The 20,820-nt window shown below is 53.7% G+C and carries 19 protein-coding genes; 8 read left to right on the top strand and 11 right to left on the bottom strand.

All coding sequences use genetic code 11. The features are described 5' to 3' along the window. Window positions 1–43: 43 nt before the first annotated feature. The 7 genes from atpE to asnC form a co-directional block, all read right to left on the bottom strand. On the bottom strand, window positions 44–283 hold the full coding sequence (gene atpE, locus EQV24_RS18080; RefSeq protein ID WP_000429386.1) for a F0F1 ATP synthase subunit C: 240 nt from the start codon (window positions 281–283) through the stop codon (window positions 44–46). 49 nt (window positions 284–332) lie between these two features. Continuing rightward, entirely contained in the window at window positions 333–1,148 is an 816-nt protein-coding gene (gene atpB / locus EQV24_RS18075; protein WP_013099405.1) for a F0F1 ATP synthase subunit A, read from the bottom strand. Window positions 1,149–1,156: 8 nt separating this feature from the next. After that, window positions 1,157–1,537, bottom strand: a complete 381-nt coding sequence (gene atpI, locus EQV24_RS18070) for a F0F1 ATP synthase subunit I (protein WP_006177553.1) — start codon at window positions 1,535–1,537, stop codon at window positions 1,157–1,159. A 616-nt stretch (window positions 1,538–2,153) separates the two neighbouring features. Further along, window positions 2,154–2,777: a 16S rRNA (guanine(527)-N(7))-methyltransferase RsmG gene (gene rsmG / locus EQV24_RS18065; protein ID WP_013099403.1), complete on the bottom strand. Its 624-nt coding sequence runs from the start codon at window positions 2,775–2,777 to the stop codon at window positions 2,154–2,156. Between the two features lie 107 nt (window positions 2,778–2,884). Beyond that, window positions 2,885–4,774, bottom strand: a complete 1,890-nt coding sequence (gene mnmG, locus EQV24_RS18060; protein ID WP_058650929.1) for a tRNA uridine-5-carboxymethylaminomethyl(34) synthesis enzyme MnmG — start codon at window positions 4,772–4,774, stop codon at window positions 2,885–2,887. Between the two features lie 374 nt (window positions 4,775–5,148). Continuing rightward, entirely contained in the window at window positions 5,149–5,598 is a 450-nt protein-coding gene (mioC, locus tag EQV24_RS18050; RefSeq protein WP_013099402.1) for an FMN-binding protein MioC, read from the bottom strand. A 90-nt stretch (window positions 5,599–5,688) separates the two neighbouring features. Beyond that, complete coding sequence (gene asnC, locus EQV24_RS18045; RefSeq protein WP_130626900.1) at window positions 5,689–6,147, bottom strand: transcriptional regulator AsnC; 459 nt, start codon at window positions 6,145–6,147, stop codon at window positions 5,689–5,691. 151 nt (window positions 6,148–6,298) lie between these two features. On the opposite strand from asnC, the gene asnA reads away from it, so the two are divergent. After that, on the top strand, window positions 6,299–7,291 hold the full coding sequence (asnA, locus tag EQV24_RS18040) for an aspartate--ammonia ligase (protein WP_130626899.1): 993 nt from the start codon (window positions 6,299–6,301) through the stop codon (window positions 7,289–7,291). On the opposite strand, the gene viaA is transcribed toward asnA, so the two are convergent. Both viaA and ravA read right to left on the bottom strand, forming a co-directional pair. Then, on the bottom strand, window positions 7,292–8,743 hold the full coding sequence (gene viaA, locus EQV24_RS18035; RefSeq protein ID WP_130626898.1) for an ATPase RavA stimulator ViaA: 1,452 nt from the start codon (window positions 8,741–8,743) through the stop codon (window positions 7,292–7,294). After that, entirely contained in the window at window positions 8,737–10,233 is a 1,497-nt protein-coding gene (gene ravA, locus EQV24_RS18030; protein ID WP_058679269.1) for an ATPase RavA, read from the bottom strand. Before ravA ends, viaA begins: the two co-directional genes overlap by 7 nt. 223 nt (window positions 10,234–10,456) lie before the next feature. Here ravA and kup point away from each other — a divergent pair, with 223 nt between their 5' ends. The 7 genes from kup to rbsR all read left to right on the top strand — a co-directional run bounded on the left by kup (window position 10,457) and on the right by rbsR (window position 18,373). Further along, window positions 10,457–12,325 (top strand): low affinity potassium transporter Kup, encoded by a 1,869-nt coding sequence (gene kup, locus EQV24_RS18025; protein ID WP_013099398.1) that lies wholly within the window; start codon window positions 10,457–10,459, stop codon window positions 12,323–12,325. Window positions 12,326–12,519: 194 nt separating this feature from the next. Then, a complete protein-coding gene (gene rbsD, locus EQV24_RS18020; protein ID WP_020690257.1) occupies window positions 12,520–12,939 on the top strand; it encodes a D-ribose pyranase in 420 nt (139 codons plus the stop codon). A gap of 7 nt (window positions 12,940–12,946) precedes the next feature. Then, entirely contained in the window at window positions 12,947–14,452 is a 1,506-nt protein-coding gene (gene rbsA, locus EQV24_RS18015; RefSeq protein WP_020690258.1) for a ribose ABC transporter ATP-binding protein RbsA, read from the top strand. Window positions 14,453–14,456: 4 nt separating this feature from the next. Beyond that, window positions 14,457–15,422, top strand: a complete 966-nt coding sequence (gene rbsC, locus EQV24_RS18010; protein WP_029883505.1) for a ribose ABC transporter permease — start codon at window positions 14,457–14,459, stop codon at window positions 15,420–15,422. A 27-nt stretch (window positions 15,423–15,449) separates the two neighbouring features. Further along, on the top strand, window positions 15,450–16,340 hold the full coding sequence (gene rbsB / locus EQV24_RS18005; protein ID WP_013099394.1) for a ribose ABC transporter substrate-binding protein RbsB: 891 nt from the start codon (window positions 15,450–15,452) through the stop codon (window positions 16,338–16,340). Between the two features lie 107 nt (window positions 16,341–16,447). Then, a complete protein-coding gene (gene rbsK, locus EQV24_RS18000) occupies window positions 16,448–17,377 on the top strand; it encodes a ribokinase (protein WP_028028127.1) in 930 nt (309 codons plus the stop codon). Between the two features lie 3 nt (window positions 17,378–17,380). After that, a complete protein-coding gene (gene rbsR / locus EQV24_RS17995) occupies window positions 17,381–18,373 on the top strand; it encodes a ribose operon transcriptional repressor RbsR (protein ID WP_013099392.1) in 993 nt (330 codons plus the stop codon). Here rbsR and mdtD read toward each other — a convergent pair. Together mdtD and EQV24_RS17985 are read right to left on the bottom strand one after the other, a co-directional pair. Next, complete coding sequence (gene mdtD, locus EQV24_RS17990) at window positions 18,339–19,772, bottom strand: multidrug transporter subunit MdtD (RefSeq protein WP_023622147.1); 1,434 nt, start codon at window positions 19,770–19,772, stop codon at window positions 18,339–18,341. The two genes, rbsR and mdtD, sit on opposite strands and share 35 nt — an antisense overlap. Then, window positions 19,769–20,476 carry a FadR/GntR family transcriptional regulator gene (locus EQV24_RS17985; protein WP_130626897.1) on the bottom strand — a complete coding sequence of 236 codons (708 nt, stop codon included), beginning with the start codon at window positions 20,474–20,476 and terminating at the stop codon, window positions 19,769–19,771. Before EQV24_RS17985 ends, mdtD begins: the two co-directional genes overlap by 4 nt. Window positions 20,477–20,820: the final 344 nt, after the last annotated feature.

The raw sequence follows: 20,820 nt of genomic DNA, 5'->3' as shown, positions 1-20,820 counted from the left end.
AATACCTCTTAAATTTCTGTGGCTTGGGGTTTTAAAACAACTACTACGCGACAGCAAACATCACGTACAGACCCAGACCTACAGCGATCATTGGGATAGCATCCACCAGACCCATAACGATAAAGAACTGAGTACGCAGCAGAGGAATCAGATCAGGTTGACGCGCAGCGCCTTCCAGGAATTTGCCCCCGAGGATGCCGATACCGATCGCAGCACCGATAGCCGCCAGACCCATCATCACAGCGGCAGCCATGTACAGCAGATCCATATTCAGGTTTTCCATGACAGTCTCCAGTTTGTTTCAATTAAAACGTAGTAGTGTTGGTAAAAAATCAGTGCTCTTCAGACGCCATCGACAGATAGACGATCGTCAGAACCATGAAGATAAAGGCTTGCAGCGTAATGATCAGGATGTGGAAAATGGCCCACGGCACATTCAGAACCCACTGTGACCACCACGGCAGAAGACCCGCGATCAGAATGAAAATCAGCTCACCCGCATACATGTTGCCGAACAGTCGCAGACCCAGTGAAACAGGTTTGGACAGCAGGCTAACGCCTTCCAGGATCAGGTTGACCGGAATAAACGCCCAGTGGTTGAACGGCTGCAAGGTAAGCTCTTTCACAAAGCCGCTTACGCCTTTCATTTTGATGCTGTAGAAAAGAATCAGGATAAACACGCCCAGCGCCATCGACAGGGTGATGTTCACGTCAGCAGACGGAACCACGCGCAGAGCAGGCAGACCGAAGACATGCTCGCCAATCCACGGCAGGAAATCGATAGGCAGAAGGTCCATCAGGTTCATCAGGAAGACCCACACGAACACGGTCAGTGCCAGTGGCGCAATCAGCTTGCTCTTACCATGGTACATGTCTTTCACGCTGCCATGGACGAAGCCGATGATCATCTCAACGAACGTCTGGAATTTCCCTGGAACACCGCTGGTCGCCTTTTTAGCAACACCGCGGAACATGGCCAGGAACAGAAGACCCAAAACCACCGAGAAGAACATGGAGTCGATGTTGATCGTCCAGAAGGTGGCCGGGGGGTTATGCGGATCCACCAGCGAGAATGTACGCAGGTCCAGCTGAAGGTTATTCAGATGGTGACCTATGTAATCCTGCGGCGTCATATTTTCTGAAGCCATGATGCCTTTTACCCTTTGTTATTGATTACAGCTGGAGCCAGAACTTGTACCACCAGCACCAAAACCCACGTAGCTATCAGCGGCATGAATACCACTTTCAAAACCGCCAGCGCCATCACCAGTAGAGCAAAGGTCAGCAACACCTTACACACTTCGCCGAGGGCGAAGGACCAGGCCACGCGGCCTTTGGCAGGTGTATGCGCCTGATGACGCCAGGCAAAAATCATAAACAACATGTTTGGCAGCACAACCGCCAAACCCCCGCACACGGCGGAGATGCCCCAGAAGGGGTCTTTGAGGCTAAACAGCAGTCCACTTGCTATCACAGCCAGAAACTGAATGAACAGAAGCTTACGAGCAACGTTTCTACTCAAGAGCGACACAGACATCACGTTTTTACTCCTGCTCCCTTCGAGGTATGCCGCGTGTCGTATAAAACGTCCTTTAAGGCTCAGAGTCAAGCATCAAAAAGCGGTCAAATTATACGGTGCGCACCCGTGATTTCAAACATTAAGTAGCGAAAAGGTGAATAAATGTTTAAATATTTTTCCCCGCCGCTATTTTTCAACTTTTGATGAAAGCCCCGACCTTCGAGCAAAACTGCAAACAGCGCGAAAACGTTGACTACAAAGCGTGCACGAGATCACAAAATACACATTTGCGATAAGGTTGTATTTATCAAACTCGTAAATCGCTTAATTTCATCTTTCTGAAATTAAAGATAAAATGTCGCAACTATTTTCAAAACAGCCCCGTATACAATAAAAACCTTTTATTGACATTCTTAATAAATATTTAACATTGCATTCTGGTTGCTGCTTTCCACTTTTAGCAGGCTGATATTTTCGTGGTTGATTATCTTCAGGGTGAACAATGGTGAGGAAGTTAACCATTAGAAAACCCTTAGTAAAAACACGGTTAAATTCTCTCCGGCAAAATCCGTTGTGTTGTGCTGTTTTTTAACACTGACAGAACAGCACAAATTCCACATTTTTTATTAATTTTTTAAAAATTGTTTGGCTTAATTATCACCAGATGACGTTCGCCTTCGAGCTGAGGAATCTGTAATTTCTCAATGGACTCGACAGCAAAACCGTCCGGAAGCTGTTCAATTTCATCGCCGGGCAACTGCCCTTTCAGCGCATAAAAACGGCCATTCTCTGCCGGTAAGTGCTTACACCAGCTCACCATGTCATTAAGCGAAGCAAACGCACGGCTGATAACCCCGTCGAACGGTGGCTCTGCCGGAAACTCCTCTACCCTGCTTTGCACAGGCGTGATGTTCTCAAGCTTCAGCTCATGCTGTACCTGGCGCAAAAAACGCACGCGCTTGCCAAGGCTATCCAGCAGCGTGAAATGGCTTTCCGGGCGGACAATTGACAGGGGAATACCCGGCAGGCCAGGACCCGTGCCCACATCGATAAAGCGCTCACCGTTCAGGTACGGCGCAACCACAATGCTATCGAGAATATGGCGAATCAGCATCTCGTTGGGGTCGCGTACGGAGGTGAGGTTGTACGCTTTATTCCATTTGTTCAGCATATCGACATAGGCCACCAGCTGATTTTTCTGGTGATCGGTGAGCGAAATACCTGCCTGATCCAGCAGACGAGAGAGTTTATTGAGCACGGTGAATACCTGTTGAGAGACTTAAGTGGCGGGTGGCGCTTCGCTAACCCGCCCTACGGAGTTCTGTAGGCCCGGTAAGCGCAGCGCCACCGGGCGAATTACACATATTACGCGCTGCGGCGCAGCATGCCCTGCTTTTTCAGCCACACCAGCAGAATCGAAATCGCTGCAGGGGTAACGCCCGAGATGCGGGAGGCCTGGCCGATCGACACCGGTTTGTGATCGTTCAGCTTGGCGATCACCTCGTTGGACAGCCCCGTCACCTGACGATAGTCCAGCATTTCCGGCAGCAGCGTGTTTTCGTTACGCTGCTGCTTTTCGATCTCATCCTGCTGACGCGCGATGTAACCTTCGTATTTCACCTGGATCTCAACCTGCTCTGCCGCTTCAGCGTCTTCAAGACCCGGGGCAAAGGCGGTGAGTTTCACCAGATTCTCATAGGTCACTTCCGGGCGACGCAGCAGATCTTCACCGCTGGCTTCGCGCGAGAGCGGCGCAGTTAAGTGAGCGTTCACTTCCGCAGCGGTTTCAGCCTGCGGATTAACCCAGGTCGTTTTCAGGCGCTGACGTTCCTGCTCAATGCGCTCCAGTTTCTCGTTGAAGCGCGCCCAGCGTTCGTCATCCACCAGACCCAGCTCACGACCCATTTCGGTCAGACGCAGGTCGGCGTTATCTTCGCGCAGCATCAGGCGATATTCCGCGCGAGAGGTAAACATACGGTACGGTTCTTTGGTGCCCAGCGTGCAGAGATCGTCGACCAGCACGCCCAGATAAGCCTGAGAACGCGCCGGAGCCCAGCCCTCTTTCTCGGCAGAGAAACGGGCGGCGTTCAGACCGGCCAGCAGGCCCTGTGCAGCAGCTTCTTCGTAACCGGTGGTGCCGTTAATCTGACCTGCGAAGAACAGACCGTGGATGAATTTGCTCTCCAGAGTTGGCTTCAGGTCACGCGGATCGAAGAAATCGTACTCAATAGCGTAGCCAGGGCGAACGATTTTCGCATTCTCCATCCCCTGCATTGAGCGAACAATTTGAATCTGCACATCGAACGGCAGGCTGGTGGAGATGCCGTTCGGATAGATTTCGTTCGAGGTCAGCCCTTCTGGCTCCAGGAAGATCTGGTGCTGGTTACGATCGGCAAAGCGCATGACTTTGTCTTCGATCGACGGGCAATAGCGTGGGCCGATCCCTTCGATCACGCCGGCGTACATTGGGCTGCGATCGAGGTTATTGCGGATCACGTCATGGGTTTTTTCGTTGGTATGCGTGATATAGCACGGTACCTGCTGCGGATGCTGCGCTGCATTGCCCATGAACGAGAAGACCGGCATTGGGTTATCGCCGTGCTGTTGTGCCAGCACGCTGAAATCAATGGTGCGCGCATCAATACGCGGTGGAGTACCGGTTTTCAGACGGCTGACACGCAGCGGCAGTTCACGCAGACGGCGTGACAGTGGGATAGATGGCGGATCGCCAGCACGTCCACCGCTGTAATTATCCAGACCGATATGGATCTTACCGTCCAGGAATGTCCCGACGGTCAGAACAACCGCTTTGGCGCGGAATTTGAGCCCCATCTGGGTAACTGCGCCAACGACACGATCGTTTTCCACGATAAGATCTTCCACTGCCTGTTGGAAGATCATCAGGTTCGGCTGGTTCTCCAGGGCGGTACGCACCGCCTGACGATAAAGCACGCGGTCTGCCTGAGCGCGGGTCGCACGCACAGCGGGGCCTTTACTGGCGTTTAGTATCCTAAACTGAATGCCTGCGTGATCGATCGCTTTCGCCATCAGGCCGCCAAGTGCATCCACTTCTTTTACCAGGTGTCCTTTCCCAATGCCGCCAATCGCCGGATTACAGGACATTTGTCCCAGCGTGTCGATATTGTGTGTCAAAAGCAGGGTCTGCTGACCCATTCGCGCTGCGGCCATTGCGGCCTCAGTGCCTGCGTGACCCCCGCCAATGATGATGACGTCAAAAGGATCCTGATAAAACATGGTGGTCTGCCTCGCGTAAAGCGGTATGAAAATGGATTGAAGCCCGGGCCGTGGATTCTACTCAACTTTAGTCTTTCGAGAAAGCATTGGGATCCTGGGCTATTAAAAAGAAGATCTTTTTATTTAGAGATCTGTTCTATTGTGATCTCTTATTAGGATCGAAGACCTTTGTGGATAAGTCCGATCTCATAAAGAAGATCATGGAGTTAGAAAGGATCGTTTGCTGTGAATGATCGGTGATCCTGGCCCGTATAAGCTGGGATCAGATCGCGACTTTATACACAGGACAAAAACGACTTCAACGTTGTTCTTTGGATAACTACTGCTTAATACGAGCTTTTAACCAGAGTTATCCACATCTGTTCGCGCGATCTTTAATCGTTTTTGAGTAAATTTTTCCATTCACCCAGCCAGATCTCAGCCGGATCCTCCGGAATATCATGATCGAGGATGTTGATCTTCAGCGTTTCACCCACCTGTTTAGCTCCGCAGGCGGTGACAGCGGCTTCGACTTTCTCTATAGCACCGCAGAAGGTGTCATATTCACGGCTGCCAATACCCACTGCGCCAAAACGCACGTTTGACAGGTCTGGCTGCTGTTCCTGCAGTTCGTCATATAAAGGTTGCAGGTTATCCGGAAGATCGCCTGCGCCATGCGTGGAGGTGATCACCAGCCAGACCCCATCAGTCGGGAGATCTTCAAGCAAAGGCCCGTGCAGCGTTTGTGTGGAAAATCCCGCATCCTCCAGCTTCTCAGCCAGATGTTCCGCTACATATTCCGCGCCGCCAAGGGTGCTGCCACTGATAAGGGTAATGTCCGCCATTGATCGCTCGCTCAGATAAAGAGGGGATCATTGTACGCTGTGAACGGGCTGGGATCTACCTGTGGAAAATGTGGGTATGGATTTGCCCGATCAGGGGCGAATGGTACGTATGATCGGGTTTTGCAGCGAGATCAACGTCTCGGTGGACTGAATTTCATCGATTGTTTGGATCTTGTTGATAAGTACCTGCTGCAGGGCATCTATGGATCGACACATCACCTTGATAAAGATGCTGTAGTGGCCGGTGGTGTAGTACGCCTCTGTGACTTCATCGAGCGCGTTCAGCTTCGCCAGCGCGGAAGGATAATCTTTTGCGCTTTTAAGAATAATGCCAATAAAGCAGCAGACGTCATAACCCAGCTGTTTTGGGCTGACATCGATACGAGCCCCGGTAATGATCCCCGCCTGTTTCATCTTCTCTACACGAACGTGAATCGTCCCTGGGCTGACGCCAAACTGCTTCGCCAGTTCGGCATAGGCGGTACGGGCATTGGCCATTAACGCCTCCAGGATGCCGCGGTCCAGATTATCGATCTGATAATTTTCCATAGCTTTTTCTTATGAAGATTAATGAATCACTCTATTCTAGCGTTAAATTTTAACGAATCAAAAGTGAAGGTGGCTTTTTGTTGTTTGATTATTGAATTGAATGCCTTTTCTGTTGCTTAATCAATACCAACAGGACGCAGGAGTATAAATAATGAAAACCGCTTATATCGCAAAACAACGCCAGATCAGTTTCGTTAAATCCCATTTTTCCCGCCAGCTGGAAGAGAAGCTGGGTCTGATTGAAGTTCAGGCACCGATTCTCAGCCGCGTGGGTGATGGGACGCAGGATAACTTGTCCGGATGCGAAAAAGCGGTGCAGGTGAAAGTGAAAACACTGCCAGACGCCCAGTTCGAAGTGGTTCATTCCCTCGCGAAGTGGAAGCGTCAAACCCTGGGACAGCACGACTTCAGCGCAGGCGAAGGGCTCTACACGCACATGAAAGCCCTTCGCCCCGATGAAGACCGTCTGTCTGCCATTCACTCTGTTTACGTTGACCAGTGGGACTGGGAGCGCGTAATGGGTGATGGCGAGCGCCATGTCGGCACGCTGAAATCCACCGTTGAGGCGATCTACTCCGGGATCAAAGCGACCGAAGCGGCCGTAAGCAAAGAGTTTGGTCTGGCACCGTTCCTGCCGGAATCGATCCACTTTGTTCACAGCCAGGAGTTGCTGAGTCGTTTCCCGGATCTGGATGCTAAAGGTCGTGAACGTGCGATCGCCAAAGAACTGGGTGCCGTCTTCCTGATGGGGATCGGCGGTAAGCTGTCGGATGGTAAACGTCATGATGTTCGTGCACCGGATTATGATGACTGGAGCACCATGAGCGAGGGCGAGTTTGCTGGTCTGAACGGCGATATTCTGGTCTGGAACCCGGTGCTGGAAGATGCGTTTGAACTCTCCTCAATGGGGATCCGCGTGGATGCTGATGCGCTGAAACGCCAGCTGGCGGTGACCGGTGATGAAGATCGTCTCACGCTGGAATGGCACCAGGCGCTGCTGCGCGGTGAGATGCCGCAGACCATTGGCGGCGGCATCGGCCAGTCCCGTCTGACCATGCTGCTGCTGCAGTTGTCGCATATTGGTCAGGTGCAGTGTGGTGTCTGGCCGCAGCAGGTACGCGAAAGCGTCAGCTCGCTTCTGTAATTAACGCTGCCAGCGCCTGAGCAGGCGGCTACGCAACCCGGTATCAAAGCGCCAGATATGATCGAAGATGCGCATGATGCCGGGTTTTCCATGGGCGGACATCGCCACTGCGTGGAAACGGTGCTGATGCACCCGCTGTAACTCCTTCACTTTGTTCACCACGTCATCCGGCAGCCGCTGGGCAATAAAATCGGAAATCACCACCGCGTCAGCGTCGTACCAGTCGCCGCCCTGCATACGTTCCACAATGCTGCGAAAACAGCTGGCCAGATCGGTACCGCCGCGAAAACGCTGGCTTAAAAAGCGGATCGCTTGCTCAATGCCCTGCTGATGGGTCAGCTCATAGCTCACCACTTCGCTGGAAAAGAGCATGATAAAGCAGCGACGCCGGTCAGCGAGCGCCACGCGCATCAGCGCCAGGCAGAACGCTTTGGCACACTGTTCGTTGAAACCGCCCATCGAGCCAGATGTATCCACACAGACGATAAATGGGCCGCGCGGTTGCTCATCAAAATCCTGATGGACCACCGGACGTTGGCTGATTTTTTCGCGCCAGGCTTCGCCATGCAGGCGATAGGTCAGAAGCTGTTTTTCCACCAGCCGACGATAAAACTCATATTCCAGCTCGGTCATCCCGAGCGTGCTCAGCTCCGTAGGCAGCAGGCGTAAAATGTCATCGCTTTGCTGGAGCCCATCCACCTGTTCCGGCACGGTGGCCGGTTCCCGCACCAGGGTGCGGAAGGTTTCCATCGGGGCATCCTTCTTTGGGACCGATTTAGCCTCCCTTGAGCGACCCAGCTGTTCCGCAAGCTTCATCAGCTCGGGCTGCTGCGCCAGGAAATCACCATACCGGACAATCAGCTGATAATCCCCACGCCTGATTTGGCCTGCACTCATATCCCAGAGACGTCCGGCGGCGTTTTCATTTTCTACCAGTACCTGCTCCAGCTGACCGCTTAAGGTCATGCGTTCCTGAACTTCGCTGAGCAATTGTTCACGCTCTTCATCCAGCAGCTGCTGGTTCAGCGTCGTGGCCTGAACCACAAGGCTGAGGCGCCAGCGCTGTAAAAAGAGTGTGTGTAAGGCGGGGGTGAAGGTGGCGTTATCGGTGACCAGCGCCCGGGCCTGGCTGGCAAATGGGGAGTGTACTTTATCGAGTAACGTCAGGGTTTGCGGGAGCTGAACAATAAACTGCGACGTGGAAAGCCGCTGGCACTGCTGATAGCAGGCCACCTCTTCGGTTAACTCCTGTGGCACTTCGGTCTCTTTAAACCGCTGTCGCAGGTTGTCCCGCCAGCGCGGGAGATCGTCCGTCATCGCTTTTTTTAGCTTCGGGAATTTTTCAAAAAAAGCCGCCAGCTGAGGAGACGCCAGAAGAGTAATAATCACCTCTTCGATCAACCCATCTTCGCTGACGGCCAGCATGACGTTAAGCGTATCCAGCGTTAGCATTGACGAGCCTGTTTGATCTGCGCGCTCACATCCTGCAGGCTGGCTTCAATGCGACCTAACCAGTCGCTGTGAATAAAGAGGCACTTTTGCTGTTCGCTGAAGCGCGTATGCTGCTGATGCCATTCGGTATCCAGCGCCTCCAGCTGCTGCGTGATCTCTTCCGGTACGCTGTCAGAGGCGCTTCCCGGGAGGGCAAGGCGTGACCCCTGCAGGCTTACGTCGCGGATCACCAGGTGCTGACTGCTGTCCACTTCCATATTCAGCGGCTGTGCAAAGCCTATACCGTTAAGCTTACCGCGGATCTCTCCGCCCTTATCAAGCCACTGGGCCAGCGCGTCACGCTCAAGCGTAATGTGCACCACCTGCATGTCATGGAGTTTAAGCGGCTGCTGGAGAAGCAGCGTCAGCGTTGGGCTGGTCAGCTCAGCGGGCAGTTCGTAGTGCGGTTTACGGGCGAACATGCCGCCAAGACGGTTCACCTTCAGTGCTGTTTTATCACTTTGCTGCTGCTGTAGCTGAATGCGCCGTTGGGCTATCGCCCCAAGCTGGTTGAGCATTGATTGCTGGCCCCAGGCGTGTCCGGTCATCAATATTTCAAGCTGCTGCTGCATCAGATTCATCCCTTCGGCATCGTGCCAGAGGCAGTCTTTCAGCAGGATAAGATCGATAGGGGCAACCGCGTCGCGCCCGCTGAACAGGGCGCTGGCCTGCAGCAGACGGATTGCTTTTTTCCAGCGACGGTCGGAAACATAAGGTGCAGAAGGAAGGAGATCAAGCTGCTGACGGAGCTGGTAGATCAACTCAAAGACCGCGTCCGGCAGTGTGATTTTGCCGATATCCACCTGCCACTGCTGATACTCCTCGTCCGTGACCTGCAGTGAAGCGGCTACCGGGTTTTCATTTTCATCCTGCTGGCTGATCAGCATGGAGCGGAAGTTCGATTTATCCTGCACTTTGTCCAGCCACAGGCGGATCAGCATGCGGTCATACAGCGCTTCAAGGCTGCTGTCGGCTTCGGGAAGTTCGTTCGAGGCGGCCACCAGCAGGCGCATCGGGATTTTTTCTTCGCTGGCGCCGTTACGGAACCGGCGTTCGTTAATCGCCGTGAGCAGTGTATTCAGAATGGCCGGTCCCGCTTTCCAGATCTCATCGAGAAATACAATCTCTGCTTCCGGCAGATACCCCTCGGTAAGGCGTTGATAACGCCCCTCATCTTTCAGCGCCTGGATGGACAGCGGGCCGAAAACCTCTTCAGGGGTGGAAAAGCGGGTCATCAGGTATTCGAAGGCGCGTGCATTTTGAAAGGCAAATTTCAGCCTACGGGCAATCAGGCTTTTGGCAATGCCCGGCGGGCCAAGCAGAAATACGCTTTCACCGCTCAACGCCGCCAGTAAACAGAGGCGTATGGCGTGACTGCGTTCGAAAAGACCTTTCTCCAGTGCGCTGCTGAGACGGGAAATTCTTTCTGCTAATAAATGTGAGTGAGCCATAATAGTTTTTGCATCCTTTCGCCGTCGTGGCGGCTAATTGAAGCGAGTATAGACGTTTCAGTCAGGGCTGGTAATAGGCTGAAGTGCGGCGCAATTTTCTTTGCGCTACATTAATGCGGTTGCATTTAGGGGTTCGATTTTGCAACGAATCGTGCATACTGTGCGCTTTTTGTGGACCAAGGGAACAGGAACACATTTGTTATTTAAACGAAAAGACTAGTCTATGAGCACTGATAATAAGCAATCATTACCCGCAATTACGCTTGCGGCGATCGGGGTTGTCTACGGTGATATCGGCACCAGCCCGCTTTATACGCTTCGTGAATGTCTGTCCGGCCAGTTTGGCTTTGGTGTTGAACGCGATGCCGTATTTGGCTTCCTGTCCCTCATCTTCTGGCTGCTGATCCTGGTGGTTTCTGTTAAATACCTCTCCTTTGTGATGCGTGCAGATAACGCTGGTGAGGGGGGGATCCTGACCCTGATGTCCCTTGCGGGGCGCAACACCTCGGCCAGAATGACATCGGTACTGGTTATTATTGGCCTGATTGGTGGCAGCTTCTTCTATGGGGAAGTGGTCATCACGCCTGCTATCTCGGTGCTTTCGGCGATTGAGGGGCTTGAGATTATCGCACCGCAGCTTGATACGTGGGTGGTTCCGCTGGCGATAATCGTTCTGACGTTGCTGTTTATTATCCAGAAGCACGGTACCGGGCTGGTGGGGAAACTGTTCGCACCGATTATGCTGGCCTGGTTCCTGATTCTGGCGGCGCTCGGTTTGCGCGGAGTTATTGGCAACCCGGAGGTTCTGCAGGCGCTGAACCCATACTGGGCTATCCATTTCTTCCTTGAATACAAAGTCGTTTCCTTCGTGGCGCTCGGCGCTGTTGTGCTCTCTATTACCGGTGTCGAAGCGCTGTATGCAGATATGGGGCACTTCGGCAAACTGCCGATTCGCGTGGCGTGGTTTTTAGTTGTCCTGCCATCGCTTGTATTGAACTACTTCGGGCAGGGGGCGCTGCTGCTGAAAAACCCGGAAGCGATTAAAAACCCCTTCTTCCTGCTGGCCCCGGATTGGGCGCTGGTGCCGATGCTTATTCTGGCCACGCTGGCCACCGTTATCGCTTCTCAGGCGGTCATTTCCGGCGTGTTCTCTCTGACGCGCCAGGCCGTGCGTCTGGGGTATCTCTCTCCCATGCGTATCATCCATACCTCAGAGATGGAATCGGGCCAGATCTACATCCCGTTTGTTAACTGGCTGCTCTATTTTGCTGTGGTGATCGTGATCGTCAGCTTTGAGCACTCCAGCAACCTGGCCGCAGCGTACGGTATTGCGGTAACAGGCACCATGGTGCTGACATCGCTTCTTTCCACCACGGTGGCGTACCGAAACTGGCACTGGAACAAGTTCCTCGTGGCGATGATTCTGGTGGGCTTCCTGTGCATCGACGTACCGCTGTTCTCGGCAAACCTCGATAAGATTGTCTCCGGCGGCTGGCTGCCGCTGACGCTTGGTCTGTTGATGTTCATTGTGATGACCACGTGGAAAAGCGAGCGTTTTCGTCTGCTGCGTCGTATGCATGAACACGGAAACTCCCTGGAGGCGATGATTGCCTCGCTGGAGAAATCCCCACCGGTTCGCGTACCGGGCACGGCGGTGTATATGTCTCGTGCATTGAACGTTATTCCGTTCGCATTGATGCATAACCTCAAGCACAACAAGGTGCTGCATGAGCGGGTTATCCTGCTGACCCTGCGCACCGAAGATGCACCGTATGTTCACAATGTGCGCCGTGTTCAAATTGAGCAACTGTCGCCAACCTTCTGGCGCGTGGTGGCGAGCTACGGCTGGCGTGAGACGCCGAACGTGGAAGAGGTCTTCCACCGCTGCGGTCTGGAAGGCTTAAGCTGCCGCATGATGGAAACATCGTTCTTTATGTCGCATGAGTCGCTGATTATCGGTAAACGTCCGTGGTATTTGCGCCTGCGCGGCAAGCTGTATCTTATTCTGCAGCGAAACGCCCTTCGTGCGCCGGACCAGTTTGAGATCCCGCCTAACCGCGTGATCGAGCTGGGAACCCAGGTCGAGATTTAAGCTTCTTAAAATGCCGGGTGGCGCTTCGCTTACCCGGCCTATTCATACTCAATATTCCCGCCAAAATTTACGTCTCATTTCACTTAGCGAAACGTTTCGACACCGATCACAATTCTGTTACGTCATGGTGGTTTTCTGAACACTCTTAAGACTAAACTGATTTCAGCGAAACGTTTCGCTAGTGGAGCAAGAAAATGAAGAAAGGCACGGTTCTCAACTCAGAAATCTCGTCGGTTATTTCCCGTCTTGGGCATACCGATACGCTGGTGGTTTGCGATGCAGGCTTACCGGTTCCGCGCAACACAACCCGTATTGATATGGCGTTAACGCAGGGCGTGCCCTCGTTTATGCAGGTACTGGATGTAGTGACCGCGGAGATGCAGGTTGAGGCGGCCATTCTCGCGACGGAAATTAAACAACATAATCCGCAACTCCACGAAACGTTGCTCAATCACATTGAGCAACTGCAACAACACCAGGGAAACACCATAGAAATTCGTTACACAACGCACGAACAGTTCAAACAACAAACCGCAGACAGTCAGGCGGTGATTCGCAGCGGGGAGTGTTCCCCGTATGCGAATATCATTCTCTGTGCTGGCGTCACCTTCTGAGGCCATCATGGACGCATTACTGCAACTTAAAGGGATCGATAAATCGTTCCCGGGCGTAAAAGCCCTTTCTGGCGCGGCGCTGAACGTTTATGCCGGACGCGTAATGGCGCTGGTGGGCGAGAATGGCGCCGGCAAATCCACCATGATGAAAGTGCTGACCGGTATCTATCAACGCGATGCCGGTTCACTTTTGTGGCTGGGTAAAGAGACCACCTTCAGCGGTCCAAAAGCTTCGCAGGAAGCGGGGATCGGCATTATTCACCAGGAACTGAACCTGATCCCGCAGCTCACTATTGCGGAGAACATTTTCCTCGGCCGCGAATTTGTTAACCGGTTTGGCAAAATTGACTGGAAAACGATGTATGCCGAAGCGGATAAGCTACTGGCGAAGCTGAACCTGCGCTTCAAAAGCGACCGTCTGGTGGGCGAACTCTCCATTGGCGACCAGCAGATGGTGGAGATCGCGAAAGTGCTGAGCTTTGAGTCGAAGGTCATCATTATGGATGAACCGACGGACGCCCTGACCGATACCGAAACCGAATCCCTGTTCCGCGTCATCCGCGAGCTGAAATCGCAGGGGCGTGGAATTGTCTATATCTCTCACCGTATGAAAGAGATTTTCGAGATCTGCGACGACGTTACCGTCTTCCGCGACGGGCAGTTTATTGCCGAGCGTGAAGTGGCATCGCTGACGGAAGATACGCTTATCGAAATGATGGTGGGACGCAAACTCGAAGATCAATACCCGCACCTCGACAAAGCACCGGGTGAGATCCGCCTGAAGGTGGATAATCTCTGTGGCCCGGGCGTGGATAATGTCTCCTTTACCCTGCGCAAAGGGGAAATTCTTGGCGTGGCAGGGCTAATGGGCGCTGGCCGTACCGAGCTGATGAAAGTGCTGTACGGTGCGCTGCCGCGATCCAGCGGTTATGTCACTCTCGACGGGCATGAAGTGGTGACGCGCTCTCCGCAGGATGGCCTGGCGAATGGTATTGTTTATATCTCCGAAGACCGTAAGCGCGACGGCTTAGTGCTGGGCATGTCGGTGAAAGAGAACATGTCTCTTACCGCCCTGCGCTATTTCAGCCGCAGCGGCGGCAGCCTGAAACATAAAGATGAACAGCAGGCAGTCAGCGATTTTATCCGCCTCTTTAATGTGAAAACCCCCTCGATGGAACAGGCGATTGGCCTGCTGTCCGGCGGTAATCAACAGAAAGTGGCGATTGCACGCGGGCTGATGACGCGCCCGAAAGTGTTGATCCTTGATGAACCTACCCGCGGCGTGGACGTAGGGGCTAAAAAAGAGATCTATCAGCTGATTAACCAGTTCAAGGCCGACGGTCTGAGCATCATTCTGGTCTCTTCCGAGATGCCAGAGGTATTAGGCATGAGCGATCGCATTATCGTCATGCATGAAGGGCATCTCGGCGGTGAATTCACTCGCGAGCAGGCCACCCAGGAAGTTCTGATGGCTGCCGCTGTGGGCAAGCTTAATCGCGTGAATCAGGAGTAAGAAGATGACTACCCAGGCTGTTTCTGGTCGCCGTTATTTCACAAAGGCATGGCTGATGGAACAAAAATCGCTGATTGCCCTGCTGGTGCTGATCGCGATTGTGTCGACCATGAGCCCCAATTTCTTCACCGTTAATAACCTGTTCAATATTCTGCAGCAGACCTCCGTGAACGCCATTATGGCGGTCGGGATGACGCTGGTGATTCTGACATCGGGTATCGATCTGTCCGTCGGTTCCCTGCTGGCACTCACCGGTGCGGTTGCTGCTTCAATCGTCGGGATTGAGGTCAATGCGCTGGTGGCCGTTGCCGCTGCGCTGGCGCTGGGTGCGGCAATTGGTGCTGTCACCGGGGTTATTGTGGCGAAAGGTCGTGTTCAGGCGTTTATTGCGACGCTGGTCATGATGCTGCTGCTGCGCGGTGTCACCATGGTGTATACCAACGGCAGCCCGGTTAACACCGGCTTTACGGACAACGCCGATCTGTTTGGCTGGTTCGGTATCGGTCGCCCGCTGGGTATCCCGACGCCGGTCTGGATCATGGCCATCGTCTTCCTGGCGGCGTGGTACATGCTGCACCACACGCGTCTGGGCCGCTATATTTATGCACTGGGCGGTAACGAAGCGGCAACGCGTCTGTCCGGTATCAGCGTCAACAAAGTTAAAATTATCGTTTACTCACTGTGCGGTTTGCTGGCCTCTCTGGCGGGCATCATCGAAGTGGCGCGCCTCTCTTCCGCGCAGCCAACGGCGGGTACGGGGTATGAGCTGGATGCCATTGCGGCAGTGGTTCTGGGCGGTACGAGTCTTGCGGGCGGTAAAGGTCGCATTGTTGGGACATTGATCGGCGCACTGATTCTCGGTTTCCTGAATAATGGTTTGAATTTGTTAGGTGTTTCCTCCTATTACCAGATGATCGTTAAAGCAGTGGTGATTTTGCTGGCGGTCCTGGTAGACAACAAAAAACAGTAACTGACGACACTACAGGACATCTTAGATATGAACATGAAAAAACTGGCTACCCTGGTTTCTGCTGTCGCGCTGAGCGCAACCGTAAGTGCTAACGCTATGGCGAAAGACACCATCGCGCTGGTTATCTCCACGCTGAACAACCCGTTCTTCGTCTCCCTGAAGGATGGCGCACAAAAAGAAGCCGACAAACTGGGTTACAACCTGGTGGTGCTGGATTCACAGAACAACCCGGCGAAAGAGCTGGCTAACGTGCAGGACTTAACCGTTCGCGGCACCAAAATTCTGCTGATCAACCCAACCGATTCTGACGCGGTGGGTAACGCCGTGAAGATGGCAAACCAGGCGAAGATCCCGGTGATCACCCTGGACCGTCAGGCAACGAAAGGCGACGTTGTGAGCCACATTGCGTCTGATAACGTGCTGGGCGGTAAAATCGCGGGTGACTACATCGCGAAGAAAGCAGGTGAAGGCGCGAAAGTTATCGAACTGCAGGGTATTGCCGGTACGTCCGCAGCCCGCGAACGTGGCGAAGGTTTCCAGCAGGCGGTTGCGGCTCACAAATTTAACGTCCTGGCCAGCCAGCCTGCTGACTTCGACCGTACTAAAGGTCTGAACGTCATGCAGAACCTGCTGACCGCGCACCCAGACGTGCAGGCGGTGTTCGCACAGAACGACGAAATGGCGCTCGGCGCGCTGCGTGCCCTGCAGACTGCAGGTAAATCTGATGTGATGGTTGTCGGATTTGACGGCACACCAGATGGTGAAAAAGCGGTAAATGATGGCAAACTGGCGGCGACCATCGCTCAGCTGCCTGAGCAGATCGGCGCGACTGGCGTGCAGACTGCTGACAAAGTGCTGAAGGGCGAAAAAGTTCAGGCTAAATATCCAGTTGACCTGAAACTGGTCATCAAGCAGTAAAAAGGCGATTCAGGCAGTCGCTGGCTGCCTGAGGGACACCAATAAAGAAAAGTGTGGCATACGCCACCGGGTAACACCGGTGGCGCTCTCAGATGGACAGCTCAACCATGAAAACCGCAGGCAACCTCGTCGTCCTTGGCAGTATCAATGCCGATCACATTCTTAACCTTGAATCCTTCCCGACGCCGGGCGAAACCGTCACCGGCAACCATTATCAGGTGGCATTTGGCGGTAAAGGTGCCAACCAGGCGGTTGCAGCAGGACGCAGTGGGGCAAATATCGCGTTTATCGCCTGCACGGGTGATGACGATACCGGTGAGCGCGTGCGTAAACAGCTCGCCAGCGATAACATCGATGTTGCGCCAGTCAGCGTTGTTGCAGGGGAATCGACCGGCGTGGCGCTGATTTTCGTCAACGCGGAAGGTGAGAATGTCATCGGTATTCATGCTGGCGCGAATGCCCGTCTTACGACGGACCGCGTTGAAGCACAGCGCGAGCTTATCGCTAATGCCGACGCGTTACTGATGCAGCTGGAATCGCCCGTAGAAAGCGTACTGGCGGCCGCTGACATTGCGCATCAAAATCATACCACTGTCGTACTTAATCCTGCGCCTGCCCGTGTATTATCAGACGAACTGCTGGCGCGGGTGGACATCATTACACCGAACGAAACCGAAGCGGAAAAACTGACGGGCATTGGTGTTGAAAATGATGATGACGCAGCGCGTGCTGCGAAAGCGCTGCACGATAAAGGCATCGGCACCGTTATCATTACCCTCGGTAGCCGCGGCGTGTGGGCAAGCGTAAACGGCGAAGGCCGTCGCGTGCCGGGCTTTAAGGTCAAGGCGATTGACACCATAGCGGCAGGCGATACGTTTAACGGAGCATTGGTGACAGCGCTGCTGGAAGGAAAGGGAATGGATGATGCTATCCGCTTTGCGCATGCTGCTGCGGCTATCGCCGTCACGCGCAAAGGTGCCCAGCCCTCCGTTCCGTGGCGTAAAGAGATCGATGAATTCTTAAGTCAGCAGGGGTAACGCTTGGCCACAATGAAAGATGTCGCCCGCCTGGCGGGCGTTTCTACGTCGACAGTCTCCCACGTCATTAATAACGATCGCTTCGTCAGCGAGGCGATTCGGGAGAAAGTCGAAGCCGCAGTGAAAGATCTCAACTATGCGCCGTCTGCGCTGGCCCGCAGCCTGAAGCTCAACCAGACGCGCACCATTGGCATGCTGATCACCGCCAGTACGAATCCCTTTTATTCTGAACTTGTCCGCGGGGTGGAACGCAGCTGCTTCGAACGTGGCTACAGTCTGGTGCTGTGCAATACCGAAGGGGATGAGCAGCGCATGAACCGTAATCTGGAGACGCTGATGCAAAAACGCGTCGACGGATTACTGCTGCTGTGTACCGAAACGCATCAACCCTCGAAAGAGATCATTCAGCGTTATCCGTCTATCCCCACGGTGATGATGGACTGGGCGCCGTTCGACGGGACCAGCGATCTGATTCAGGATAACTCCCTGCTGGGCGGAGATATGGCAACCCAGTATCTGATCGACAAAGGCCATACCCGCATCGCCTGCATTACTGGCCCGCTGGATAAAACCCCGGCGCGTTTGCGTCTGGAGGGATACCTTTCCGCGATGGCTCGGGCGGGACTCGCGGTTCCGGAGGGTTACCGTATCACCGGCGATTTTGAATTTCAGGGCGGTTTCGAGGCGATGCAGACATTGCTGGCGCAGACACCGCGCCCGCAGGCCGTCTTTATTGGCAACGATGCCATGGCATTTGGGGCGTATAAGGCGTTGTACCAGGCGGGATTGCGTATTCCTGACGATATGGCGGTGATTGGCTACGATGATATCGAACTGGCCAGCTACATGACCCCGCCGCTGACCACGATCCATCAGCCAAAAGATGAACTGGGTGAGCTGGCCATTGATGTATTAATCCACCGAATGGCGCAGCCCACGCTGCAGCAGCAACGTCTGCAGCTTACTCCTGTTCTGATGGAACGGGGTTCGGTTTAGCTTTTGTTTTGTGGCGTTCTTTAATCAGGTTTCGACCATCTTTCGGTTTTAACAGCATAAAGACCAGCGCTGAAACGACGGTAAGTCCGCCCATCGTGATAAAGGTATAGTGGAACTGCTCGACGGTGTTCGCGCTGTCAAAACCTTCATAGAACCGCAGTACCGCGGCACTGACAGCCACCCCAAGGCTGATTGATAACTGTTGAGTCACCGCCAGCACGCTGTTGCCACTACTGGCGTTGTCGTCAGTCAGATCCGCGAGAGTAATCGTGTTCATCGACGTGAACTGCGTTGACATTGCCATACCCAGCACAAACAGCGGCAGGATCAGCATCCAGACGGGAAGCGAGGCAGATTGTAGCGAGAACTGCGCAATCATCAGCCCGATAAAGACCGTTACGCCAACCAGCGTCTTCCGATAGCCAAACCAGCGCAGCACCTGCGTGACGGTTGATTTGGCCAGAATTGAGCCCATTGCCGTGGGCGCCATCATGCAGCCGGCTATCAGGGCCGGATAGCCGAAACCGACCTGCAGCATCAGAGGCATCAAAAACGGTACGCAGCCCGTCCCCAGGCGCGAAGCAATATTCCCCGCGATACCTACCGAGAAAGTGCGCGTATTAAAGAGAGAGAGCGAGATCAGCGGTGTCGGGTGACGGCGTGCATGACGTATATAAAGAAGGAACAGCAAAATACCGCCAAGAATGACAGCCAGCGCAAGCCATGTTGCCACTATCTTCTCACCAAACAGCTCCATCCCGCTGGAGAACAATACCAGGCTCAGACCAAACAGGAAAAAACCACCCATATCGAAACTGCGTCTTGGCGTGGTGAAGTTCGGCATATATTTGCGGGCATACAGCAGCCCCGCTACGCCAATTGGAATGTTAATCAGGAAGATCCAGTGCCAGCTGGCCCAGGTGACAAACACACCGCCCAGCACCGGGCCAAGTATCGGGCCGACCAGGCCGGGCATGGTGACGAAGTTGAGCACGGGAAGCAATTCACTGCGCGGATAGGCGCGCAAAAGTGCCAGGCGCGCCACGGGCATCATCATCGCGCCGCCAATTCCCTGCAGGACGCGGAAGATAACCAGTTCGGTCAGAGAGGATGATAATGCACAGGCCAGCGAACCGAGCGTAAAGAGCGTTACGGCCAACATAAATACGCGACGGGTGCCGAAGCGATCGGCCAGCCAGCCGCTCACCGGGATCAACATTGCAACCGTCAGGGTGTAACTGATGATGGCGGACTGCATCGCCAGCGGCGATCGGTTAAGGCTTTGCGCAATGGCGGGAAGTGCGGTGTTGAGGATGGTGGCATCCAGTGCCTGCATAAAGAACGCCATGGCTGCAATCCACGGCAGCCCGGCCATGCTGCGTGCTTTTTTCTTTGTCATTTATTCACCTGCTGGTGGGTTGGCGCGGCCAGTAACGCCTGGCACGCGCTCAGGGCTCGTTGCCCGTCGCTCTCCTGAATGGCATCGACAATGGCCTGATGCAGATCCAGCTTCACCACTTCGTCCTGAGTAATAGAGGTAAAGTAGGTGTGGTACACCGAATGGAATAAAGAAGCAAAAGAGGTAAGGAACGGATTGGCGCTCATCATATAGATATGTTCATGCCAGGCCATATCGACCTCAACCCAGCGCTCGCGGTTGAAGTGCTTTTTCAGGAACACCATCTCTTCCATTAAGGTGTTGAGCTGGGCTTTTTGTTCGGCTGTCCCGAGCGTGGCGGCAAGCAGGCAGGCCTGCGGCTCAAGACTGCTGCGCATCACCAGAAAGTGATCGACGACCTGATTGAAGTTGTCTTCTGTCATCCACCAGAAGAGAAGTTCCTGATCGAGGAAGTTCCAGTTGCTTTGTGGCATTACCCGCGTGCCAATGCGCGGACGCGGTAGCACCATGCCTTTTGCTGTTAAGGTTTTCACTGCTTCGCGAACGGCGGTACGACTCACGCCAAACTGCTCGCCCAGCTCCATTTCGCCCGGCAGGATGCTACCCGGGGCATATTTACCCGCTAAAATCAGCTGAGCCAGCTTTTCTGCCAGCACATAAGACAGGTTTTTTTGGGCTGCCAGCTGTTGTGCGCTTAATGGCATTGCTTTTATTCCTTAATGATTCTTGTCGATAAGTATGCCACCGTGAATGTGATTGTGGTTGCAGATACATCAAATAGAACACTTTGTAGCTTGATTTCATCGCTATTGGTGAAAAAAAACACGGACGGAAACTTTTTTTAAATTTCCTCTTGTCACTTCAGAATAACTCCCTATAATGCGCCTCCACTGACACGGAACAACGGCACACACGCCGCCAGGTCAGCAGAGAAAAGCAAATTAAACGCTTGACTCTGAAGCGGGAAAGCGTAATATGCACACCCCGCGCCGCAGCGAAAACGAAGCGGCACTGCTCTTTAACAATTTATCAGACAATCTGTGTGGGC

The organism is Enterobacter sp. A8 (assembly GCF_004296595.1).
In the GTDB taxonomy this organism is placed as follows: Bacteria; Pseudomonadota; Gammaproteobacteria; order Enterobacterales; family Enterobacteriaceae; genus Enterobacter; species Enterobacter cloacae.
Note: the sequence above shows the minus strand (reverse complement) of the source record. Positions and strands in the feature narration are given on the sequence as shown.

Bases quoted from the DNA above. Each gene is read 5' to 3' on its own strand.
- atpE (WP_000429386.1), bottom strand. From the start codon at position 283: ATGGAAAACCTGAATATGGATCTGCTGTACATGGCTGCCGCTGTGATG.
- atpB (WP_013099405.1), bottom strand. From the start codon at position 1,148: ATGGCTTCAGAAAATATGACGCCGCAGGATTACATAGGTCACCATCTG.
- atpI (WP_006177553.1), bottom strand. From the start codon at position 1,537: ATGTCTGTGTCGCTCTTGAGTAGAAACGTTGCTCGTAAGCTTCTGTTC.
- mnmG (WP_058650929.1), bottom strand. From the start codon at position 4,774: ATGTTTTATCAGGATCCTTTTGACGTCATCATCATTGGCGGGGGTCAC.
- mioC (WP_013099402.1), bottom strand. From the start codon at position 5,598: ATGGCGGACATTACCCTTATCAGTGGCAGCACCCTTGGCGGCGCGGAA.
- asnC (WP_130626900.1), bottom strand. From the start codon at position 6,147: ATGGAAAATTATCAGATCGATAATCTGGACCGCGGCATCCTGGAGGCG.
- asnA (WP_130626899.1), top strand. From the start codon at position 6,299: ATGAAAACCGCTTATATCGCAAAACAACGCCAGATCAGTTTCGTTAAA.
- viaA (WP_130626898.1), bottom strand. From the start codon at position 8,743: ATGCTAACGCTGGATACGCTTAACGTCATGCTGGCCGTCAGCGAAGAT.
- ravA (WP_058679269.1), bottom strand. From the start codon at position 10,233: ATGGCTCACTCACATTTATTAGCAGAAAGAATTTCCCGTCTCAGCAGC.
- kup (WP_013099398.1), top strand. From the start codon at position 10,457: ATGAGCACTGATAATAAGCAATCATTACCCGCAATTACGCTTGCGGCG.
- rbsD (WP_020690257.1), top strand. From the start codon at position 12,520: ATGAAGAAAGGCACGGTTCTCAACTCAGAAATCTCGTCGGTTATTTCC.
- rbsA (WP_020690258.1), top strand. From the start codon at position 12,947: ATGGACGCATTACTGCAACTTAAAGGGATCGATAAATCGTTCCCGGGC.
- rbsC (WP_029883505.1), top strand. From the start codon at position 14,457: ATGACTACCCAGGCTGTTTCTGGTCGCCGTTATTTCACAAAGGCATGG.
- rbsB (WP_013099394.1), top strand. From the start codon at position 15,450: ATGAACATGAAAAAACTGGCTACCCTGGTTTCTGCTGTCGCGCTGAGC.
- rbsK (WP_028028127.1), top strand. From the start codon at position 16,448: ATGAAAACCGCAGGCAACCTCGTCGTCCTTGGCAGTATCAATGCCGAT.
- mdtD (WP_023622147.1), bottom strand. From the start codon at position 19,772: ATGACAAAGAAAAAAGCACGCAGCATGGCCGGGCTGCCGTGGATTGCA.
- EQV24_RS17985 (WP_130626897.1), bottom strand. From the start codon at position 20,476: ATGCCATTAAGCGCACAACAGCTGGCAGCCCAAAAAAACCTGTCTTAT.